This window comes from Arthrobacter sp. CDRTa11 (assembly GCF_026427775.1).
GTDB lineage: Bacteria > Actinomycetota > Actinomycetes > Actinomycetales > Micrococcaceae > Arthrobacter.
Window position 1 is genome coordinate 237,835 of record NZ_CP044532.1, and the last position, 16,594, is coordinate 254,428.

Below are 16,594 nucleotides of genomic sequence, written 5' to 3' on the forward strand. Positions count from 1 at the left end.
CAAAGGCCTGTGTTGCAGCTGCCTACGAGATCGCTTGGAAACGGCAAGCCGCGCTCCAAACGCGCCGCGCTAAACTGAATCATGGTCGGTGCCCGTATCCGCCTTCTGGCTTGGCTCGTCGTCCTGGCGACGTTCCTCGGGGCGTGCGCGCCCTCGATCGGCCTCGACGAAACCGCCACCGCCCCGCCCATCCCGGCTTCCTCGGCCCCGCCGCCCACGGGCGATGCTGCCCTCGCCCCTCAGGCAGCACAGATCCCGACGCAGGTTCCCACCCCGCCGCCGGTTCCGGAGCCGGCCCCTGTTCCCGCGCCGGCCCCGATGCCCCAGGCGTTCGCCCTCAATCTGTACCAGGAGGGGGACTTCGTCCCGCAGTACACCTTCGACTGGTGTGTTGCGGCGAGCATCCAGATGGCGCACAACCTGATCGATGACACTGGCGGCGGCACGTGGACCGATCCCGTCCAGCAGGGCGACCTGTGGGAGATGGCACGGGCAAGGTCGTCCAACTCGTTCAACGGCGCCAACCCGTTGGGCTGGGCGCAGGTGCTGACTGAAGTGGGAATGGGGCCGTACACCGTGGTCAGCATTGCCGATTACCAGGAGGCGCTGCGGACAGCGGCGCGCGCCATCGCAGACACGGGCCGCCCGGTGGGGCTGGTGATGTGGCGCGGCCGCCACGCATGGGTGATGAGCGGGTTTGAATCGCTTGGCGATCCCCACCAGTTCCCGGAGTTCTCGGTCACAGGCGTCCGCGTCCTGGATCCGCTCCACCCGCACGGCAGCGGCCAGTGGGGCCCGTCGCCCGCGCCCAACAGCCTGCTCAGCCCAGAGCAGCTGGCCACGCAGTTTGTGGTCCGCGAGCCGCGGCGCTGGAGCGGCGACCTGCCCACCGGCTACCTGCTGGTGCTGCCGGTCGCCCAGGGCTGATCTGCCGGTCGCCGCCAGGTCCGGCCTACGCGTCCTTCGCGCCCGAGCCGTGATTGATTCACCCGTCACTAGGGCGTGTTGTCCGCGTCCGGCTTCATTTCGATGAGCTGGATGAGGTTGCCGCAGGTGTCATCAAAGACGGCCACGAAAGCTGTGCCGATGTCCGTGGGTGGCTGGGTGAACACCACGCCCAGGCCGGTCAGCCTGGCGTGCTCGGCCTCAATGTTGTCGACCGCGAATTGCGCGAGGGGGATGCCGTCTTCGGCAAGGGCATCCCGGTACGGCTTCACGGCAGGGTGGCGCGCAGGCTCCAGCAGGAGCTCCGGGCCGTGGGGCGATTCGGGCGAGACAACGGTGAGCCAAGAGTCCTCACCGAGGGGGATGTCATGCCGCTTCTGGAAGCCGAGCACCTCGGTGTAGAAGGCGAGGGCTGCCCGCTGGTCATCGACGAAAAGGCTTGTCAGGGCAATCTTCATGGTTCGGTCCTCTTTCTGGTGGGCCATCGTCCGGTGATCTGGGCGAGGGGCTCTGGGTTGAAGTAGTGGAATTTGGAGCGTCCGCGCCGCTCCGTCGTCAGCAGGCCGGCTGACTCGAGCACGCCAAGGTGCTGGGAGATTGCCTGGCGGGTGAGGCTGAGGCCATGGCGCATCGCGAGCACGGAACAGAGCTCGAAGAGCGTCTGGCCGTCGCGCACCGACAATTCGTCCAGGACCAAGCGCCTCGTCTCATCGTCCAGGGCTCGGAACACATCGACCATGAAAGCCATGATAGGCAAGTGGCAGCTTGCATATCAAGGCCTGACGGGAAAGTGCTTCCCTGGCGGGACGTCCCGCTGCGGAACCTTCCAAGTCAATTACGTTAACCGCTTGACGTGGGCCAACGTTAAGCGCTTGACGTTATCCTGCAGAAGATGTCATGATCTCCCTTGATTGCTTACCGCCCTGCCCGGCACTTCCCTCCGGCAGCCCCAATGACGTGGAGATTGATGTGGACCCCAACCGCCTGACACCTGAACCCCGGAAAATTATTCTCGACTGCGACCCTGGGCACGACGACGCCGTGGCGCTCCTCCTGGCGCACGGCAGCCCTGAGATCGAGCTGCTGGCCGTCACCACAGTGGTGGGCAACCAGACGCTGGACAAGGTCACCAAAAATGCCCTGGCCGTCGGCACCATCGCCGGCATCACCGGCGTCCCCTTTGCCGCCGGATGCGCCCGCCCCCTGGTCCGCAGCATCGAAACCGCCCCGGACATCCACGGCGAGTCCGGCATGGACGGCCCCGCCCTTCCCGAGTCCACCATCGAGCTGGACCCGCGCCACGCCGTCGACCTCATCATTGACACCGTGATGGCACACGAGCCGGGCACCGTCACCCTGGTGCCCACCGCCGGGCTCACCAACATTGCCCTGGCCGCGCGCAAGGAACCGCGCATTGTGGAACGCGTGAAGGAAGTTGTCCTTATGGGCGGCGGCTACCACGTGGGCAACTGGAGCGCCGTGGCCGAGTTCAACATCATCATCGACCCCGAGGCCGCGCACATCGTCTTCAACGAAAAGTGGCCCGTGGTCATGGTGGGCCTGGACCTGACCCACCAGGCGCTGGCCACCCCCGATGTCGTGGAAAGGATCGCGGCCATCGGCACCAAACCCGCGCAGTTCGTCACGGAGCTGATGGACTTCTTCGCCCACACTTACAGGGATGCCCAGGGCTTTGACCACCCGCCGGTGCATGATCCGTGCGCCGTGGCCTACGTGATTGATCCCAGCATCGTCAGCACCCGCAAAGTGCCCGTGAACATCGAGCTGCAGGGAACCCTGACCCTGGGCATGACCGTGGCTGACTTCCGTGCCCCGGCGCCGGCTGACTGCCACACCAGTGTTGCCGTTGACCTTGACCACAAAAAGTTCTGGGACCTGGTCACCGATGCGCTGGTCCGCATCGGCGAGCCGGGGCAACCGGAACCGGAGACTGCCCGTCCCGAAGGCGTTGCCCTCACTGCCGGAGGGATCAAGTAAATGACTGCCACCCTTACAGCCGTCAAGACAAGCCGCGGCAACGTCACCGCGCTCATGATCGCCCTGCTCGCCGCATGCGTGGCGTTCCAGCTCAACGCCTCCATGCTGAGCCCTGCCCTGGTCACCATGGGCAAGGAGCTGAACACGGACCAGGCTGTTATTGGCCTGTCCCAGACCTGGTTCTTCACCGCGGCCGCCCTGTTCTCCCTCTTCCTGCCGCGCCTGAGCGACATCATCGGCCGGAAGAAGATCCTGCTCGGCATGATGCTGCTGATGGCCGTTGGCTCCGTCATCGCAGCTATGGCCCCGGACGTCACCTGGCTCTTTGTGGGCCGGATCATCCAGGGTGTCAGCGGCCCCACCGTGCCGCTCTGCCTGATCATGCTGCGCTCCGCCGTCAGCAGCCCGCGCAAGTACGGCACGCTGATGGGCCTCATCACCGCCGTCAATGGCGGCGTGGCCGGCGTTGACTCATTCGTGGGCGGCTACTTTGCCGAACACTTCGGCTTCCGCAGCATCTTCTGGCTGATGGTGGTGCTGGCGCTCGTGGCCACCGCCCTGATCGCCCTCCTGGCTGGTGAGAGCAAGCCAGCGGCCGGAACCAGCATGGACTGGCTGGGTGTGTTCTTCATCGTTGTTGCCGTGGGTGCGCTCCTCACCGCCCTCAACGAAGGCTCCAAACTGGTGGGCGCTTTCTCGGCCGGAACACTGATGCTGGCCCTCGGACTGGTGGCCGTTGCCGCCGTCGCGTTCCTTGCTTTCTGGCGGACCGAGAAACGCGCCAAAGAGCCCATGGTGGAAACGGTGCACCTTCGCCAGCGTTCCACGTGGGCGCCGCTGCTGACCACCACGCTGACCATGACGGGCATCTTCGCCGTGATCAACGGCATCGTCCCCGCCTATGTACAGGCAGCCGGCCCGGGGTTCGGCGTCGGTCCCACGGAAATGTCGCTCATCATCCTCACTCCGTACGCCCTGCTGGGCTGGGTGGTGGGTCCGCTCAGCGGCAAGCTGGCGCCCGTGCTGGGCTACACCAAGGTTCTGCGCATCGGCATGCTGGGCAGCATCGCCGCCCTGGCCATCATCGCGTTCTTCGGCCTGAGCAGCCTGCCGATGATGATCGCCGGAACGGTCTTGCTGGGCATCATGTACGCCGGTACGGTCAACATCATGCTGAATGGACTCGGAGTTGTCCTCTCGCCGGCAGGAAACCCTGGCTTCCTGCCGGGCATGAACGCCGGTGCCTTTAATCTGGGCGCCGGCCTGAGCTTCCTGGTGCTGCCGGCCGTTCTGGTGGCCACGTCAGCTCTGGGCGACGCCAAGGCGTCCTACCTCACCGTGGTGGTGGTTGGCCTGGCCATAACCGTTGCGGCCTTCGCGGCGTCGCTGCTGATCCCCAAACCCGTTGAGGCTGAGGTGGCCGAATGAGCGCGGCAGCCGCCGGACCCTCAGACGGAAAAAGCGGCCGGATCGTCGTCGTCGGGTCTCTGAACGCTGACCTGACCATCTACTGTGAGCGGCTTCCGCTCCCGGGCGAGACGGTCCACGGCACCGGGTTTGCCGTCAACCCGGGCGGCAAGAGTGCCAACCAGGCTGCCGCCGCCAGCCTCCTTGGCGGGGCCGTGAGCCTTATCGGCGCGGTGGGGGACGACGCCAACGGCGAGATGCTCCTCTCCTCGGCCGCGGGCGCCGGAGTGGACATCTCCCATGTCCGCACGTCCACCGCCGCTCCCACCGGCGTCGCCGTCATCTCCGTCGACGCCCAGGGGGAGAACAACATCATCATCTCCGCGGGGGCGAACGGAACGCTGACTCCCGCGGACGTCGCCGCGTCTGCGGAGGAATTCGACGGCGCCTCCGTGGTCAGCCTTTGCCTTGAGGTCAGCCTTGAAACTGTTCTGGCGGCCGCGGAATTGGGGCACGACGCCGGCGCCACAGTTTTGCTCAACCTCTCGCCTTACGCGGACATCCCGCAGGAGCTCGCAGATCTCACGGACATCCTGCTGGTCAATGCCCACGAGGCAGCGCTGTTCCTCGGCTCGTCCGACAGCGCAGACTCGCTTGGCGCGGAGATGCCGGATGTCGCGAGCGACGACGGCGACTGGGACCAAGTGCGCCAGCGTTTCGCTCAGCGGGGGCTTCAGCGGGTGGTGGTCACCTTGGGTTCCGAAGGTTCCGTCGTGCTGGATTCGCTGGCCAGCCCCGGCCAGCAGGTCACCCGAATAAGGCCCACTCAGGTCAAGGCCGTGGATACGACTGGTGCCGGCGATGCCTTCACCGGAGCCGTTGCGGCCTGCCTGGCTGCAGGCGGTTCCCTGGCTGATGCCGCGGGGTTCGCATCGGTTGCCGCGGCGCTCGCTACCACCCGGAAGGGGACGCAGGCGGCCTACCCGGACGCGGCCGACGTCGGGCGGTTGCTGGGTGCCGTGCAGTAGCAACGACATTCAGTGACAACGGGTATGAATCATCCAAAGTTTGGATCCGGGGGTGGCATTTTGGCGGTTTTCGTACTGATTCACGGTGGCGGTTCCACCGCCTGGGACTGGCATCTTGTCAGACCACTGCTGGAGGCATCGGGGCATGACGTCATCGCTGTCGATCTACCCATCGAAGACGACAACGCAGGGCTTGAGGACTACGTCCGTGTAGTCACTGCAGCGGTTGGCGACGCTCAGCGCACCATCGTGGTGGGCCACTCGCTGGGAGGCTTTACGGCGCCTTTGGTCTGCGACGAGCTCCAGGCGGACGGTCTTATGTATCTTGCTGGAATGATCCCGCTGCCGGGTGAGACATTTGGCGACTGGTGGACGAACACGGGTTACGACCGCCTGACGATAGATCAGGACCCCCAGTCGGCGTTTTTCAACGATGTTCCCGAAGATTTGGTGCGCCAGGCACTTGATAGGGAGCGCGACCAGCAAGGTGCATGGATGGCCCGGCCCTGGCCGGGTCCCAGGCATCCGGCCGTCCCCACGAGAGCACTACTGTGCCGCGACGATCGGTTCTTTCCGCCGTCATTCATGAGACGCCAAATACAGCAGCGGCTTGGAATTGAGCCGTTGGAAATTCCAGGCGGGCACTACGCCACGTTGAGCCATCCAGACGCTGTAGCTGCTGCGCTGGAAGACTTCGCCCAAGAGATCACTCAGATGCGGCCCTCCCCAGACTGGTGAGCTTGTCTGACCCTCATTTCCAGGCGTGCCGGAACTATCGTTGGTGGATTTATACCTATCAGTTCGGTGCGACAGGTATCGCCGTCTTCTGCGGGGCTTCGGGAAAGTAGTTCTTCACTGGAGGGGCCGTTCCCACACTTCCGTTACCGCCGGCTATGGCGAACTCCCCAACAACGGTCTTTCCGGTTGTGTCATAAACGGGGATCAAGCTGTCCTTGTCCCCTCGGGCCTCTTGCCAGGCCACCGCTTCCTCGGGGCTTTTGAACGTCTTCATGGCCGCCGTCCCGTTGGCTTCCTCCAGCTCGGTTCGGTAAACGTAGCCAGGGGTACCGTTGGTAGCGATGACGGCGATTAGGTCAGGTATCCCGTTTTCATTTTCCGCGCCGTAGGTGTCACCGTCAGCGTTGGTTTCCCAGTCCCCTATTTCCACGCTGACGTACTTGGCGGTCACCTTCCATCGGTTTTCCGGCTCAGTTCTAAAGGTCACGCTGTGTTGGCCCGGAGCGAGCTGGACCAAGTAGCCGGACCAGGCCTGGGGCGTGCCAACATCTTCCGGTGAACATATGCTGCGCGAGCCATCCTGGTACTGGAAAAGCCCGGGCGTTAAGCAGGTGAAGTCCATCTGGATACCCGTGGTGCCCTCAGGCGGCTCACCAAGTTCTATCGTGGCGGGACCCTGATATGTTGCTTCGGGGACGGGTGTGGACAGCGTCGAGACCTGGGGCGACCCCGGGACCACAAAGAGCCCGGCAGCGGTCGCTCCGACTCCGCCTAGGATTCCAGTTCCGGCCAGGACGCCTGCGCCCAGCCACAACCGTGTGTGCCTGCGGGCCGGGGACTTTTGCTGGACCTTCGAAACCAGCTCGGCCCGCAGGGCCGTGCTGAATTGTTCGTCGACCTGGAGCTGGTTCATAGCCGGTCTCCTTCCAAAACGGGTGGAGGCTGGAGAGCGCCGTTAATGGCTGTTTTCATTCGCTTCCGTGCGCGGTGAACGCGGGACTTGGCAGCTGCAGGCGACAGGCCCAGGACGGCCGCAGCTGCGGCGACCGTGTACTCCTCAAACACGACCAGGCTCACCAACTGCAGGTCCTCGGTGCCGAGTGTCGCAAGTGCTCTAGCAGCATCCCTGTCCATCTCAGACTGTAGGAAGACGTCATCGTTGGCATTTGCGATCCCTTCCCCGCGGGGGAGGGAGTCGAGGAGCCTGCGGTAGCGGAGCGCCGAACGCTTGCTGTTGCGGGCCACATTGGTTGTTGTGACGAGCAGCCACGGAAGAACAGACCCATCGACAAGCCGAACCTTCAGCCGGCGGCGCCACAATTCCAAGAACGCCATAGACAGAATGTCTTCAGCATCGTGCCGTTGCCCGGACAACCTATAGGCGTGACGGAAGACACGGTCTCGGTGCCGGTCAAACAGCAAACCGAAAGCGTCGCCCTCGCCCTGAAGGCTCCGTTCCCACAGCCTGCCGTCGTCGGCCTCAACGTTCCCCATGCCCTGTATTGTCCGGGAACTCCCAAAAGGTTTCACAAAGCAGGAGATTTTCTCAATAGTTTTTGATCTGGGAAATGCTATGCGGCCGGCCGTTCAATTTAAGGAAACAGAAGCGCTCGGTTCTCGGGGGTTTGAACGGCTGATCGTCCGGACGCGGCCGCCAGCAAAAGTCCCTTTAGGGGATCGTGTCCCCAACCCAATGTGTGCCTGCAACGAGCACTGCCGTGGTGGCTAGCGCGGCGCGCACTGTGTTTGAAGCCGTCCAGCGGCGACGGTAAACCGCCCAGAAAGCTGCGCCTTCTCGTTCGAGCCGCCGGTTGAGTGGAACGTTGACTCCCAGGGTCACTATCGTGCTGGCCAAGGATGCTCCTGCGACCACCAGGTCGACGCCGGATTCCCGCGGTGCTGCTGTTACGGCTAGTCCGATGGCTGCTGCGGCGGCGGATCCGAAGATCAGGATAAATGGGCCGCGTTCGGCCGCTCTGTTGATGCTGACCATAGCGGCGGTGGCATCCTGTTCATTGAGGCGTCCGAGCGCCGGCATCACCATTGTTGAAAACGCCGCGTAGACGCCACCTACCAGCCCCGCCCCAATAACGGCGGCCACGTGGATCATGACCAGGCCCCGGAGTTTGCATTGCGTCGCGCGTATGCGTTGAGTGATGATGCGGGTCGGCCAGGGAGTTGATTAACTTCGGCGGCCAGGCTGTCAAGTATGCCGGCCCCGGAGCGGCCGGCGCCGCCGAGGATAAGAGTATTCATGCCTTTAGTAAACCCTGCGAGGCGTAGACGCAGAATAGGTCAAGGTCCTTGAAACCTTTGTTATCGTCTACCCTCTAAGCATGGATCCGCTGACGCACTTCCTTGACGGTCCCAGGGCGGTCGGTGCTTTTGCTCTGATAGTGCAGATGAATACGCCGTGGGGAATTAATGTTCGCGATAACGCTGCTCTAACGGTTCTCGCCGTTACCCGCGGGGCAGCCCGGGTGGACGGTTCCCTGCTCGAAGCCGGCGACGTGGCCCTCATACGTGGCCCTGAACCCTACGCTGTGACTGATGCTGCCGGCAGCGCGCCTGCGATCGAAATCGGCCCTGGCCAGCACTGCACCACCCTTGATGGCCGGGACCTCCGCGACGAGCTCCGCCACGGCATCCGCTGCTGGGGCAACACCGCGGAAGGAGAAACGGCGCTGCTCATCGGCACGTACGAACGCCCTGACGAGGCGGGTGGCCTCGTCGTGCGCGCCCTGCCCCGATTGACCATAGTGCCTCGCGAGCGTGCCGACGGCGCGCTTGTCAGTCTCCTCACCCGGGAGCTCGCCCACGATGACCCCGCTGCCCAGGTAGTCGTCGACCGCCTGCTTGACGTGCTCGTCGTCAACACCATCCGCCACTGGGCCAATGCTCCTGACCGACCCACCGAAGCCAGCTGGCTCGCCTGCAATGATCCATTGGTCGTGCGCGCCCTTGAGTGCCTCCATGCAGACCCCGCAGTGCCCTGGACAGTGGAGAGCCTTGCCCGCCGAGTAAACACTTCCCGCGCCTCACTCGCCGCACGTTTCCGAACAAGCGTGGGAGAGCCACCGATGACCTACCTCACGCGCTGGCGGCTTACATTAGCCCGCGACCTGCTGCAAGCTCCGGACGCCACGGTGTCACGCGTCGCCCGCCAGGTCGGCTACCAGAACGCTTATGCGTTCAGCACAGCTTTCAAACGCCAAGTAGGAACAACACCGACAGAATATCGCCTGCGCCGCCCCGCGCAGGCCGGACTAGGGCCCGACAAAATTGTTCCACTAGAGGTTCGGCTTACGAGCGCCAGGGGCGACATTTAGCGCCGTGAAAAAGCCGCCATTTATCGCCGAAAGTCACACCAGCAGTAGAAGGGGCTATTCCGGGGTTCGCGGAGGCTCGCCGAGTTGCACGTCAAAAGCGGTCGTTTTTGACCGTAGCGAATGGGCACCTTCACCGGGCAATTTACGGGCGGGTCTTACGGGAATGTGCCAGGTCCGGAAGCCCGCACTTTTGAAAGAGTTCAGCATGTTTCCTGCTGCGTCTTTGGAGGGCCGGCTTACGGGACGTTTTGCGGGAGGGGGCTCTGCGGATGCCCACCAGCTACAGCGGGCCCCGGATCGTTCCGGCAAAGTGAAAGCACAACAGCCTAGCCCCGGGCTGAACCACTGGACGGTGGGGGATCCGCTACCTGAGTGGGCGGTACAGCCGGGATGAGTTCGGCCAGCAGGCTGAACACTGACTCCAGATCCGCTCGGCTCGTTGCCGGCAGCGCCACACAGGCTCCGATCATGAGCAGATGAGGGAGCAGCGCCGCGGTATGTGCCCGCGAGGGGTCGTCGATGATCTGCGACCAGACGGACTCAAGCGCCGCCAGCCGGGCGAGGTCCACACGTTCTTGGGCTGCAGCTGCTTCAGCGTCCTGAAATGCCCAAGCGCGAACGGCCGCCTCCATGCGCAGATCCACGAGAGCGCCAACCCGTGCAGCAAGATCTTCCAGAAGGGGCTGCGGTGCTCCATCACCGAGCTCGCGGACTGCCGTGTTTTCCCAGTGCTCAAGGAGCGCGCGACGGTAACCGGCGATGCCATCGAAGTGATGGAAGAAGGACCCCTTACTTAGGCCCAGGCGCGCTGCAACCCGGTCGATCCGGACGCCCGGAGCTCCTTCTTCCGCAAGAACCCGGAGGCCTTCATCCACCCATCTTTGCCTGGTCATCTAGGCAGCATACCAAACCGTATGGTATGTATGAAAGCATGGTCCTCTTCCCCGATCCGAGCTGGCCCATCCTGGTCCTGGCAGGCATTTCGCTGGTTGACGGGTTCCTCTGCATCAAGCCGGCACCGTTCATCGCCAAGTGCTTCGAAGACGTCCACTGGCCGCAAAGACACTGGTGGCTCATGACGCCGATCAAGTTCGCGGCGGCCGCAGGACTCATTGCAGGACTTTGGATCCCCGGCCTGGGAGCACTGACTACCGCCTGTCTGATCCTCTACTTCCTCATCGCAATCGGCATGCATATCCGCGCCCGCGACTTCGGCCGCAACCTCTTCCTCAACGCATTCGGAATGCTGGCGATCTGCATAACGACCGGCCTGTACAGCTTCATCCTGTAAAGCTGTCCGGGACTGGTGGGCGTTCATCAGGACGAGAGCGAACGAGCGACAAACTTGACGCGCCAAGCAGGTCTAAAGGCCTGGCAATCTCTTGCGTTCCGAAGCCTTTGAAGAAAATAGCCCCCTACTTCTGATGCCGGACGGGGCAGCCAAGCTTTTCCACGGCCTAGGATGACGTCTTGTGGCCATTTAGCCAGAAACGACCACGGCATATTTTCCTCGCCGATTGCCTCGCTAGAAGCAAAGCCCTGGTCAATTTGGCGTTAATCGAGATGTTGGCCCCCGGCGGAGGAATGTTGGAACTGTCCCGTTGAGGGTTGGGCTTACGGGCGCCAGGGGCGACATTTAGCGCCGCGAAAATGCCGCGCTCATCGCTCCGGGCTCAACGGAGGACGGTGCCGTTCCCGGCATCCAGCAAGGCCAGTTCGTCCAGGGTGGGCAGGCCTTCCCAGTCGCCCTTTGTGGTGACGGCGAACGCCCCGAGCGTGTTGGCCAGGCGGAGCCGCCCTTCCGCTGTGAGCCCTGTGAGCAGCCCGGAAATGTAGCCGGCAGTGAAGGCGTCACCGGCACCAACGCTGTCGACGGCGGTGACGGGGCGGGCGGGGGAGTGGACAGTCCCGTGCCTGCTGGACAGTGTGGCTCCACCGGCACCACGTTTGAGCACGACTTCCCGCACGCCGAGGCTAAGGAGGGCCGACACCGCGTCAGCTTCCGAATCCGGATCTGCGATGAGGAGGTCCAGTTCGTCTGCTGAGCCGATGACAACGTCCACGTGGGGGACCAGTGCACTGAGGGCGGCGGAAGCCTCCTCCCGCGTCCAGAGCTTTGACCGGTAGTTCACGTCCAACGTGACTGTTGCCCCTTCCTGCTGTGCCGCCGATGCTGCACGGAGGACTGCCTCTGCAGCGCTGTCGCTCAAGGCCGGGGTGATTCCGGTGATGTGCAGGATGTGCGGGCGTCCAGCGAGCGCCGGGACCACATCGTCGCTGCTGAGCGCAGAACCTGCCGAGTTCTGGCGGTAGTAGTCAACGCTGGTAACGTCCGGCAGCCGCTTCTCGAAAATCAGGATGCCGGTCTGTCGGAAGGGGTCGGTGGTGACATGGTCCTGTCCCACTGACTCGGCCCTGAGCGTGCGTCGGATGAGTGCGCCGCCGGCGTCGTTGCCAACACGGCCGGCCCATTGCACGCTGTGTCCAAGCCGCGCCAATGCTATGGCCACATTCGACTCAGCGCCGGCTATCGTTGCGCTGATGTTCGGGTTCAAGGCCAGCGGGCGGTCTGCCCTGAACGCGATCATGGTTTCGCCGAAGGTCAGGACGTCCATTGATGCCGGCCTTCCGCGTGCTGGCTGCTGTCCAGGGAGACAGCCAATGCGCGCCCCTCCTGTGCGAGCGCAATAAGATTGCGGGCACGTTCAGCAAGTGCGGCGAGGCTGCCGCCGCGGGGCGCGTCTCCGGTCAGGGGACTGCCTGCGCCCACGGCAAGTGCCCCTGCCTGCAGATAACCCGTCACCGAATCGGCGCTGACGCCCCCAACGGGCACAAAAGGAATCTCCGGGAACGGGTCCCGCAGTGCTTTAAGGTACGCCGGGCCGCCCACACTCGCGGGAAACAGCTTCACAGCGGTGGCGCCTTCACGCCAGGCGGCGTACACCTCGGCGGGCGTGAGGGCCCCCACCAGCACGGGAAGCCCCAGGCTGCGGGCCTCCCCGGTGCTGGGCGCAAGGCAGGGCGTCACGATAAATTGCGCGCCGGCGTCGTGCGCTTCACGGACCTGGCCGGAGGTCAGAACGGTACCGGCGCCCAGCAGGGCGCGGCCGCTGGAGGCTTCGGCGATGCGGCCGATTACGTCAAAAGCCCCCGCCGTCGTGAGCGAGACTTCAACGATGGTGATCCCCGCATCGATCAGTGTCATGGCCGTGTTGAAGCACGCATCCGGACTGTTGCCGCGGATGATGGCGAGCAGCCGGTTGTTCCTCAGGCCGGCGAGGAGTACATGGGAAGCGTCTTCCATTGGTTAGGGCTCCACGGGGTCGGTTGGGGGCGTCAGGGTGGCGGGGAACATCAGGCAGGGAGATGCTTCGGGCTCCTCCGGATTGTCGGGAACAGGGGTGGGGTCAACGGGATCGAACCCAAGGTCCCTGATGGTGTCGGTCAGGTCCCACCTTTCACCCGCTGCCGCTGACATACCCAGATACGTCCCGAAATGCAGGGGCACCGTCAGCGAGGCGTGGAGCAGCTGGGCGTAGTCATTGGGCCCCAGCCACTGGGTGGCGTGGGCAGCTGTTCCGGGCGGAAAGCCGGTCAGGCCAAGCCGCAGGCAGATCACGGAGATCGGCGTCTGTTCCGCCAGGATTTCCAGAAGATTTTCCGAGAACACCTTGGCAGCCCCGTATACACAGCAGGGGCGGGGTGCCCACTTCTGGCTGATGGGGTAGTGCCCATGCCTGTGGTGGAGACCCATCGTGTGGATGGAACTCGCGAAGACAATCCTTCGAACGTCCGAGCCGGCAGCCGCTGCCGCGAGATGCGAGGTCAGCATGGCTCCGCTTTCCACGGCTGTCCGCGCGTCGATTCCCGGATAAGGATGCCCGGCCAGATGGACGACGGCGTCGGCGGACTCGATCGCCACGTCCCAGGCACTGCGGTGGCTCAGATCCAGCGCCATGCGCTCAATCCCGTCCAGCGTTTCCCGGGGCCCTTGGGCGGCCCATTCCAGATCGATCAGCCGGAGCCTGTAGTGCCCCGCGAGGGCCGCCGAGGTGAGGCGTCCGACGTGCCCGGCGGCGCCCGTGACAACAACGAGGGGAGGCTGCGTTCCTTCGTCTGCACCTAAGGTCATGGCTGATTGTTTCACCAGTTAGTGAATGATCCATCGAGTCGGCGCAGCTGCGGCATCAGCGGCGGTTCCATCTGATGGGCACGGGCAGCCTCAAGGTCAACCTCCAGGCCAAGGCCCGGGGCTTCGGGCCGGCGCATCCATTCCCCGTCCATGGTGGCCTGGACCGGGAACACGTCAGTCACCTGGGTGCCCGGCAACTGGTACTGCTCCTGGATGCCGAACGTTGGCAGCGTCATGTTCAGGTGCAGGGACGCTGCCGTCGCGATGGGACCCAGCGGGTTGTGGGTAGCCGTGCGGATGTGGTGGGACTCGCACCAGCCGGCTATCTTCTTGGCCTCGGTGAAGCCGCCCACAATGCAAATATCAAAACGGGCGTAGTCGATCAGGTCCCGTTCAATCAGTGGCCGCATCTCCCACTTGGACGCGGCCTGCTCGCCTGCTGCCAGCGGCACAGAGGTGCGCTGGCGAAGGGCGCCGTAGATGTCAGGGTTCTCCCACCGCAGCGGATCCTCCACGAAGTACATGTTGGCCCCCTCCAGCTCACGGCAAAGGGTGGTGGCCTCGGGAAGTTCCAGCCGTGTATGGACATCGAGGATGAGCTCGAATTCCGTGCCGAGCTCATCCCGGACGGCAGCCACTTCCGCCAGGGCGTGCCGGGCGGCGGCACGGGGTTCCAGCAGGTCGCCTTCCGAGGGCACAGAGAGCCGCCCAACAGTCCACCCCTGCTCAAAGGCCTGCCGCGCGTTGTCCACGAGCTCGGCATAATCGGCGCCGCCGATGTGGCGGTAGCACTTCACCCGGTCACGGACCGCGCCGCCGAGCAGTTCATAAACCGGGACGTCCAGCGCCTTGCCCTTCAGGTCCCAGAGGGCAATGTCCACCGCGGAGATGGCAGAGGCGAGGACTCGGTCCGCGGGGTAGAACCCTGACCGGGACATCACCTGCCAAAGGTGTTCGGTGCGGAAGGGATCATTGCCAATGAGCAGGGGCTTGAAGTGTTCCAGCGCTCCCCGGACGGCCAGCTGGCGCGAGCGGAGCCCCACCTCTCCCACACCGAAGATCCCCTCATCGGTGTGGACAACCACCATCATCAGGGCACCGCCGTCGTCGATGGTGAGGACTTCGAGGTCCGTTATTTTCACTGTCAGGCCTTTCTATTTCATGCCTGAGGTGGCAAAGCCGCGGACATAGGACCGCTGGACGAAGAAGAACATGATGAGCACAGGAAGGACATAAAGCACCGCGCCGGCCGCCAGCAGGTTGTTGACCGGGAACCCCTGGGAGTTCACATAGCCGGTGGTGATGGCCACAGCGAGGGTGGTGTTGTCCTGGTTGAGCAGGAGCTGGGGGGCGATGAAGTCGCCCCACACGCCGTTGAAGGACAGGACAAAGGCGGTGATGATGACCGGCTTGGACAGCGGGAGGAAGATCTGCACAAAGATGCGCAGCCGGCCGCAGCCGTCGAGGATGGCGGCCTCCTCAAGTTCCCGTGGCAGCTGCGCGAAGAACTGGCGGTAGAGGAAAATGAGGTACGGAGCGCCCGCCATTCCCCACAACACCCACGGCCAATAGGTTCCCACCAGTCCAACCTTCGCAAACAGCAGGTACGTCGGTATGAGGGTGATGATGGGCGGCGTCATCATCATGGCGATAAGGATCCCGAAGAGCACCTTTTTTCCCTTGCCGTTAAGCCGGGCGAACCCGTAGCCCACAAGCGCGGAGCTGACTGTGGTCAGGACGCCGGTCACTGTGGACAGGAAGAGGGAGTTGGCGGCATACGCCCAGAAGGGCAGGATCATCGTGGCATCGATGAAGTTCTGCACCTGCGGCTGAGTGGGGATCCAGGTGATGGGATCGGAGGCCAACTGCTGCGGAGACTTCAGTGCCGTCAGGAGGAGCCAGAGGACGGGAAGGAACAGAATGGCGCAGACCACCAGCAGGATCACGAAAGCCACCGGGTTCTTGCGTTCCCGGCTTTGCCGGATTGGCGGCTCCGGCAGTGCGGCCTGGGACTCTGTTTGCGGGCGGTGACTGGTGAGCGTCATCCCTCTTTCCCTTCTTTGGAGGGGTCGACGGCGTAGAACACTGTGCGTCCGCCGATCTTGAACGTAATGATGGTGACCACCAGGATGACCAGGAAGAAGAGCCAAAGCATCGCCGACGCGTACCCGTACTTGGAGTACGCGAAGTACTGGGCGTAAACGTCCACCATAAAGACCCTGTTGGCCTCAGGCACGGCCGTGATCGCCGCCGGCCCGTTGGCCGGTGACAGCAGGAGCGCCGGGACGAACGTCTGCAGGACGCCGATGGTGGTAGTGATCACTTGGAAAAGAAGCACCGGCGAGATGCTCGGCAGCGTGACGTGCCAGAATGCCGTGAAGGCGTTTGCCCCGTCCAGCCGCGCGGCCTCATGAAGCTCTGCCGGAACGTCCTGCAGGGCGGCGAGGTTGATCAGCACACCGGCGCCGATGCCCCAAAGCATGACCACCAACAGGACCACGAACACCGTGTTTCCGCTCATCCAGCTCACCGCATCCGCACCAAAGATGGCAGTGACACCGTTGATGGCGCCGCTGTCGCGGTCGAACAGCAGCTTCCAGGTCAGCGTCGCTGCGACGGGAGGCACGATGGCCGGGAGATAGACGAGCATCCGCAGACCTGACCGCCAATGGACCTTTTCGTTCAGCAGCAGCGCCAGTGCCAGTCCTCCGCAGATGGTGACTGGCACAACGGCGAGAGCGAGCAGTCCGGTGCGCTGAAGGCTGGCCCACATTCGGGGATCGCTCAACGCATCGGTGTAGTTCTTCAGGCCGATCCAGTTTTGGTTCGGCGCTATTCCATCCCAGTTGGTGAAGCTGATCCACAGTGCGTAGCCCAGCGGAAACAGCGTCAGGAGTACAGTCCCGATCAGCCACGGGGAGATAAAGGCGTAGAAGGCGCCCGAACCCCTGAAACCGCTGGCTCCCGGCCGGTTCCTGGAGCGGACGTACTTAGCCAGCGACTGTGTACTCAACTGC

At 63.8% G+C, this 16,594-nt stretch carries 19 protein-coding genes; 7 read left to right on the forward strand and 12 right to left on the reverse strand.

Features of this window, described 5'->3' with window-relative positions; genetic code table 11:
• The first annotated feature begins 81 nt into the window (after window positions 1-81).
• Complete coding sequence (locus tag F8G81_RS01065; protein ID WP_267277200.1) at window positions 82-927, forward strand: hypothetical protein; 846 nt, start codon at window positions 82-84, stop codon at window positions 925-927.
• A 68-nt stretch (window positions 928-995) separates the two neighbouring features.
• Here F8G81_RS01065 and F8G81_RS01070 read toward each other — a convergent pair whose 3' ends face one another.
• Window positions 996-1,403 (reverse strand): VOC family protein, encoded by a 408-nt coding sequence (locus tag F8G81_RS01070; RefSeq protein ID WP_267277201.1) that lies wholly within the window; start codon window positions 1,401-1,403, stop codon window positions 996-998.
• Window positions 1,400-1,684 (reverse strand): ArsR/SmtB family transcription factor, encoded by a 285-nt coding sequence (locus F8G81_RS01075; RefSeq protein ID WP_267277202.1) that lies wholly within the window; start codon window positions 1,682-1,684, stop codon window positions 1,400-1,402. The genes F8G81_RS01070 and F8G81_RS01075 overlap by 4 nt, the downstream gene beginning before the upstream one ends.
• Window positions 1,685-1,842: 158 nt before the next feature.
• On the opposite strand from F8G81_RS01075, the gene F8G81_RS01080 reads away from it, so the two are divergent.
• Genes F8G81_RS01080 through F8G81_RS01095 form a run of 4 tightly spaced genes read left to right on the forward strand, consistent with a single transcriptional unit; the run spans window position 1,843 to window position 6,116 of the window.
• On the forward strand, window positions 1,843-2,943 hold the full coding sequence (locus F8G81_RS01080; RefSeq protein ID WP_267277203.1) for a nucleoside hydrolase: 1,101 nt from the start codon (window positions 1,843-1,845) through the stop codon (window positions 2,941-2,943).
• The gene (locus tag F8G81_RS01085) at window positions 2,944-4,371 is read left to right on the forward strand and encodes an MFS transporter (protein WP_267277204.1); all 1,428 of its coding nucleotides are present in this window, start codon (window positions 2,944-2,946) and stop codon (window positions 4,369-4,371) included.
• Window positions 4,368-5,378, forward strand: coding sequence for a ribokinase (locus tag F8G81_RS01090; protein ID WP_267277205.1), 1,011 nt, complete (start codon window positions 4,368-4,370; stop codon window positions 5,376-5,378). Before F8G81_RS01085 ends, F8G81_RS01090 begins: the two co-directional genes overlap by 4 nt.
• Before the next feature lie 60 nt (window positions 5,379-5,438).
• A complete protein-coding gene (locus F8G81_RS01095; RefSeq protein WP_267277206.1) occupies window positions 5,439-6,116 on the forward strand; it encodes an alpha/beta fold hydrolase in 678 nt (225 codons plus the stop codon).
• Window positions 6,117-6,174: 58 nt separating this feature from the next.
• Here F8G81_RS01095 and F8G81_RS01100 read toward each other — a convergent pair whose 3' ends face one another.
• The 3 genes from F8G81_RS01100 to F8G81_RS01110 all read right to left on the reverse strand — a co-directional run bounded on the left by F8G81_RS01100 (window position 6,175) and on the right by F8G81_RS01110 (window position 8,226).
• Window positions 6,175-7,029 (reverse strand): peptidase M56 family protein, encoded by an 855-nt coding sequence (locus F8G81_RS01100; protein ID WP_267277207.1) that lies wholly within the window; start codon window positions 7,027-7,029, stop codon window positions 6,175-6,177.
• On the reverse strand, window positions 7,026-7,610 hold the full coding sequence (locus tag F8G81_RS01105) for an RNA polymerase sigma factor (protein WP_267277208.1): 585 nt from the start codon (window positions 7,608-7,610) through the stop codon (window positions 7,026-7,028). Before F8G81_RS01105 ends, F8G81_RS01100 begins: the two co-directional genes overlap by 4 nt.
• 175 nt (window positions 7,611-7,785) lie before the next feature.
• Complete coding sequence (locus F8G81_RS01110; RefSeq protein WP_267277209.1) at window positions 7,786-8,226, reverse strand: anthrone oxygenase family protein; 441 nt, start codon at window positions 8,224-8,226, stop codon at window positions 7,786-7,788.
• Between the two features lie 226 nt (window positions 8,227-8,452).
• Here F8G81_RS01110 and F8G81_RS01115 point away from each other — a divergent pair, with 226 nt between their 5' ends.
• Complete coding sequence (locus tag F8G81_RS01115; RefSeq protein ID WP_267277210.1) at window positions 8,453-9,445, forward strand: AraC family transcriptional regulator; 993 nt, start codon at window positions 8,453-8,455, stop codon at window positions 9,443-9,445.
• 326 nt (window positions 9,446-9,771) lie between these two features.
• Here F8G81_RS01115 and F8G81_RS01120 read toward each other — a convergent pair whose 3' ends face one another.
• Window positions 9,772-10,338: a TetR/AcrR family transcriptional regulator gene (locus F8G81_RS01120; protein ID WP_267277211.1), complete on the reverse strand. Its 567-nt coding sequence runs from the start codon at window positions 10,336-10,338 to the stop codon at window positions 9,772-9,774.
• A 26-nt stretch (window positions 10,339-10,364) separates the two neighbouring features.
• Here F8G81_RS01120 and F8G81_RS01125 point away from each other — a divergent pair, with 26 nt between their 5' ends.
• Window positions 10,365-10,736, forward strand: a complete 372-nt coding sequence (locus tag F8G81_RS01125; protein ID WP_267277212.1) for a DoxX family protein — start codon at window positions 10,365-10,367, stop codon at window positions 10,734-10,736.
• A gap of 382 nt (window positions 10,737-11,118) precedes the next feature.
• Here the strand turns inward: F8G81_RS01125 and F8G81_RS01130 are convergent, their stop codons facing one another.
• From F8G81_RS01130 to F8G81_RS01155, 6 genes are read right to left on the reverse strand one after another with little or no spacing between them, the layout of a single operon-like run.
• On the reverse strand, window positions 11,119-12,060 hold the full coding sequence (locus F8G81_RS01130; RefSeq protein ID WP_267277213.1) for a sugar kinase: 942 nt from the start codon (window positions 12,058-12,060) through the stop codon (window positions 11,119-11,121).
• The gene (locus F8G81_RS01135) at window positions 12,048-12,749 is read right to left on the reverse strand and encodes a bifunctional 4-hydroxy-2-oxoglutarate aldolase/2-dehydro-3-deoxy-phosphogluconate aldolase (protein WP_267277214.1); all 702 of its coding nucleotides are present in this window, start codon (window positions 12,747-12,749) and stop codon (window positions 12,048-12,050) included. Before F8G81_RS01135 ends, F8G81_RS01130 begins: the two co-directional genes overlap by 13 nt.
• A 3-nt stretch (window positions 12,750-12,752) precedes the next feature.
• Window positions 12,753-13,577: an NAD-dependent epimerase/dehydratase family protein gene (locus F8G81_RS01140; protein WP_267277215.1), complete on the reverse strand. Its 825-nt coding sequence runs from the start codon at window positions 13,575-13,577 to the stop codon at window positions 12,753-12,755.
• An 11-nt stretch (window positions 13,578-13,588) separates the two neighbouring features.
• On the reverse strand, window positions 13,589-14,719 hold the full coding sequence (locus F8G81_RS01145; protein WP_267277216.1) for a mandelate racemase/muconate lactonizing enzyme family protein: 1,131 nt from the start codon (window positions 14,717-14,719) through the stop codon (window positions 13,589-13,591).
• A 12-nt stretch (window positions 14,720-14,731) separates the two neighbouring features.
• Window positions 14,732-15,622 carry a carbohydrate ABC transporter permease gene (locus tag F8G81_RS01150; RefSeq protein WP_267277217.1) on the reverse strand — a complete coding sequence of 297 codons (891 nt, stop codon included), beginning with the start codon at window positions 15,620-15,622 and terminating at the stop codon, window positions 14,732-14,734.
• The gene (locus F8G81_RS01155; protein ID WP_267277218.1) at window positions 15,619-16,590 is read right to left on the reverse strand and encodes a carbohydrate ABC transporter permease; all 972 of its coding nucleotides are present in this window, start codon (window positions 16,588-16,590) and stop codon (window positions 15,619-15,621) included. The genes F8G81_RS01150 and F8G81_RS01155 overlap by 4 nt, the downstream gene beginning before the upstream one ends.
• Window positions 16,591-16,594: the final 4 nt, after the last annotated feature.

Bases quoted from the DNA above. Each gene is read 5' to 3' on its own strand.
- F8G81_RS01070 (WP_267277201.1), bottom strand. From the start codon at position 1,403: ATGAAGATTGCCCTGACAAGCCTTTTCGTCGATGACCAGCGGGCAGCC.
- F8G81_RS01140 (WP_267277215.1), bottom strand. From the start codon at position 13,577: ATGACCTTAGGTGCAGACGAAGGAACGCAGCCTCCCCTCGTTGTTGTC.
- F8G81_RS01110 (WP_267277209.1), bottom strand. From the start codon at position 8,226: ATGATCCACGTGGCCGCCGTTATTGGGGCGGGGCTGGTAGGTGGCGTC.
- F8G81_RS01150 (WP_267277217.1), bottom strand. From the start codon at position 15,622: ATGACGCTCACCAGTCACCGCCCGCAAACAGAGTCCCAGGCCGCACTG.
- F8G81_RS01080 (WP_267277203.1), top strand. From the start codon at position 1,843: ATGATCTCCCTTGATTGCTTACCGCCCTGCCCGGCACTTCCCTCCGGC.
- F8G81_RS01105 (WP_267277208.1), bottom strand. From the start codon at position 7,610: ATGGGGAACGTTGAGGCCGACGACGGCAGGCTGTGGGAACGGAGCCTT.
- F8G81_RS01090 (WP_267277205.1), top strand. From the start codon at position 4,368: ATGAGCGCGGCAGCCGCCGGACCCTCAGACGGAAAAAGCGGCCGGATC.
- F8G81_RS01125 (WP_267277212.1), top strand. From the start codon at position 10,365: ATGTATGAAAGCATGGTCCTCTTCCCCGATCCGAGCTGGCCCATCCTG.
- F8G81_RS01135 (WP_267277214.1), bottom strand. From the start codon at position 12,749: ATGGAAGACGCTTCCCATGTACTCCTCGCCGGCCTGAGGAACAACCGG.
- F8G81_RS01120 (WP_267277211.1), bottom strand. From the start codon at position 10,338: ATGACCAGGCAAAGATGGGTGGATGAAGGCCTCCGGGTTCTTGCGGAA.
- F8G81_RS01115 (WP_267277210.1), top strand. From the start codon at position 8,453: ATGGATCCGCTGACGCACTTCCTTGACGGTCCCAGGGCGGTCGGTGCT.
- F8G81_RS01075 (WP_267277202.1), bottom strand. From the start codon at position 1,684: ATGGTCGATGTGTTCCGAGCCCTGGACGATGAGACGAGGCGCTTGGTC.
- F8G81_RS01100 (WP_267277207.1), bottom strand. From the start codon at position 7,029: ATGAACCAGCTCCAGGTCGACGAACAATTCAGCACGGCCCTGCGGGCC.
- F8G81_RS01065 (WP_267277200.1), top strand. From the start codon at position 82: ATGGTCGGTGCCCGTATCCGCCTTCTGGCTTGGCTCGTCGTCCTGGCG.
- F8G81_RS01130 (WP_267277213.1), bottom strand. From the start codon at position 12,060: ATGGACGTCCTGACCTTCGGCGAAACCATGATCGCGTTCAGGGCAGAC.
- F8G81_RS01085 (WP_267277204.1), top strand. From the start codon at position 2,944: ATGACTGCCACCCTTACAGCCGTCAAGACAAGCCGCGGCAACGTCACC.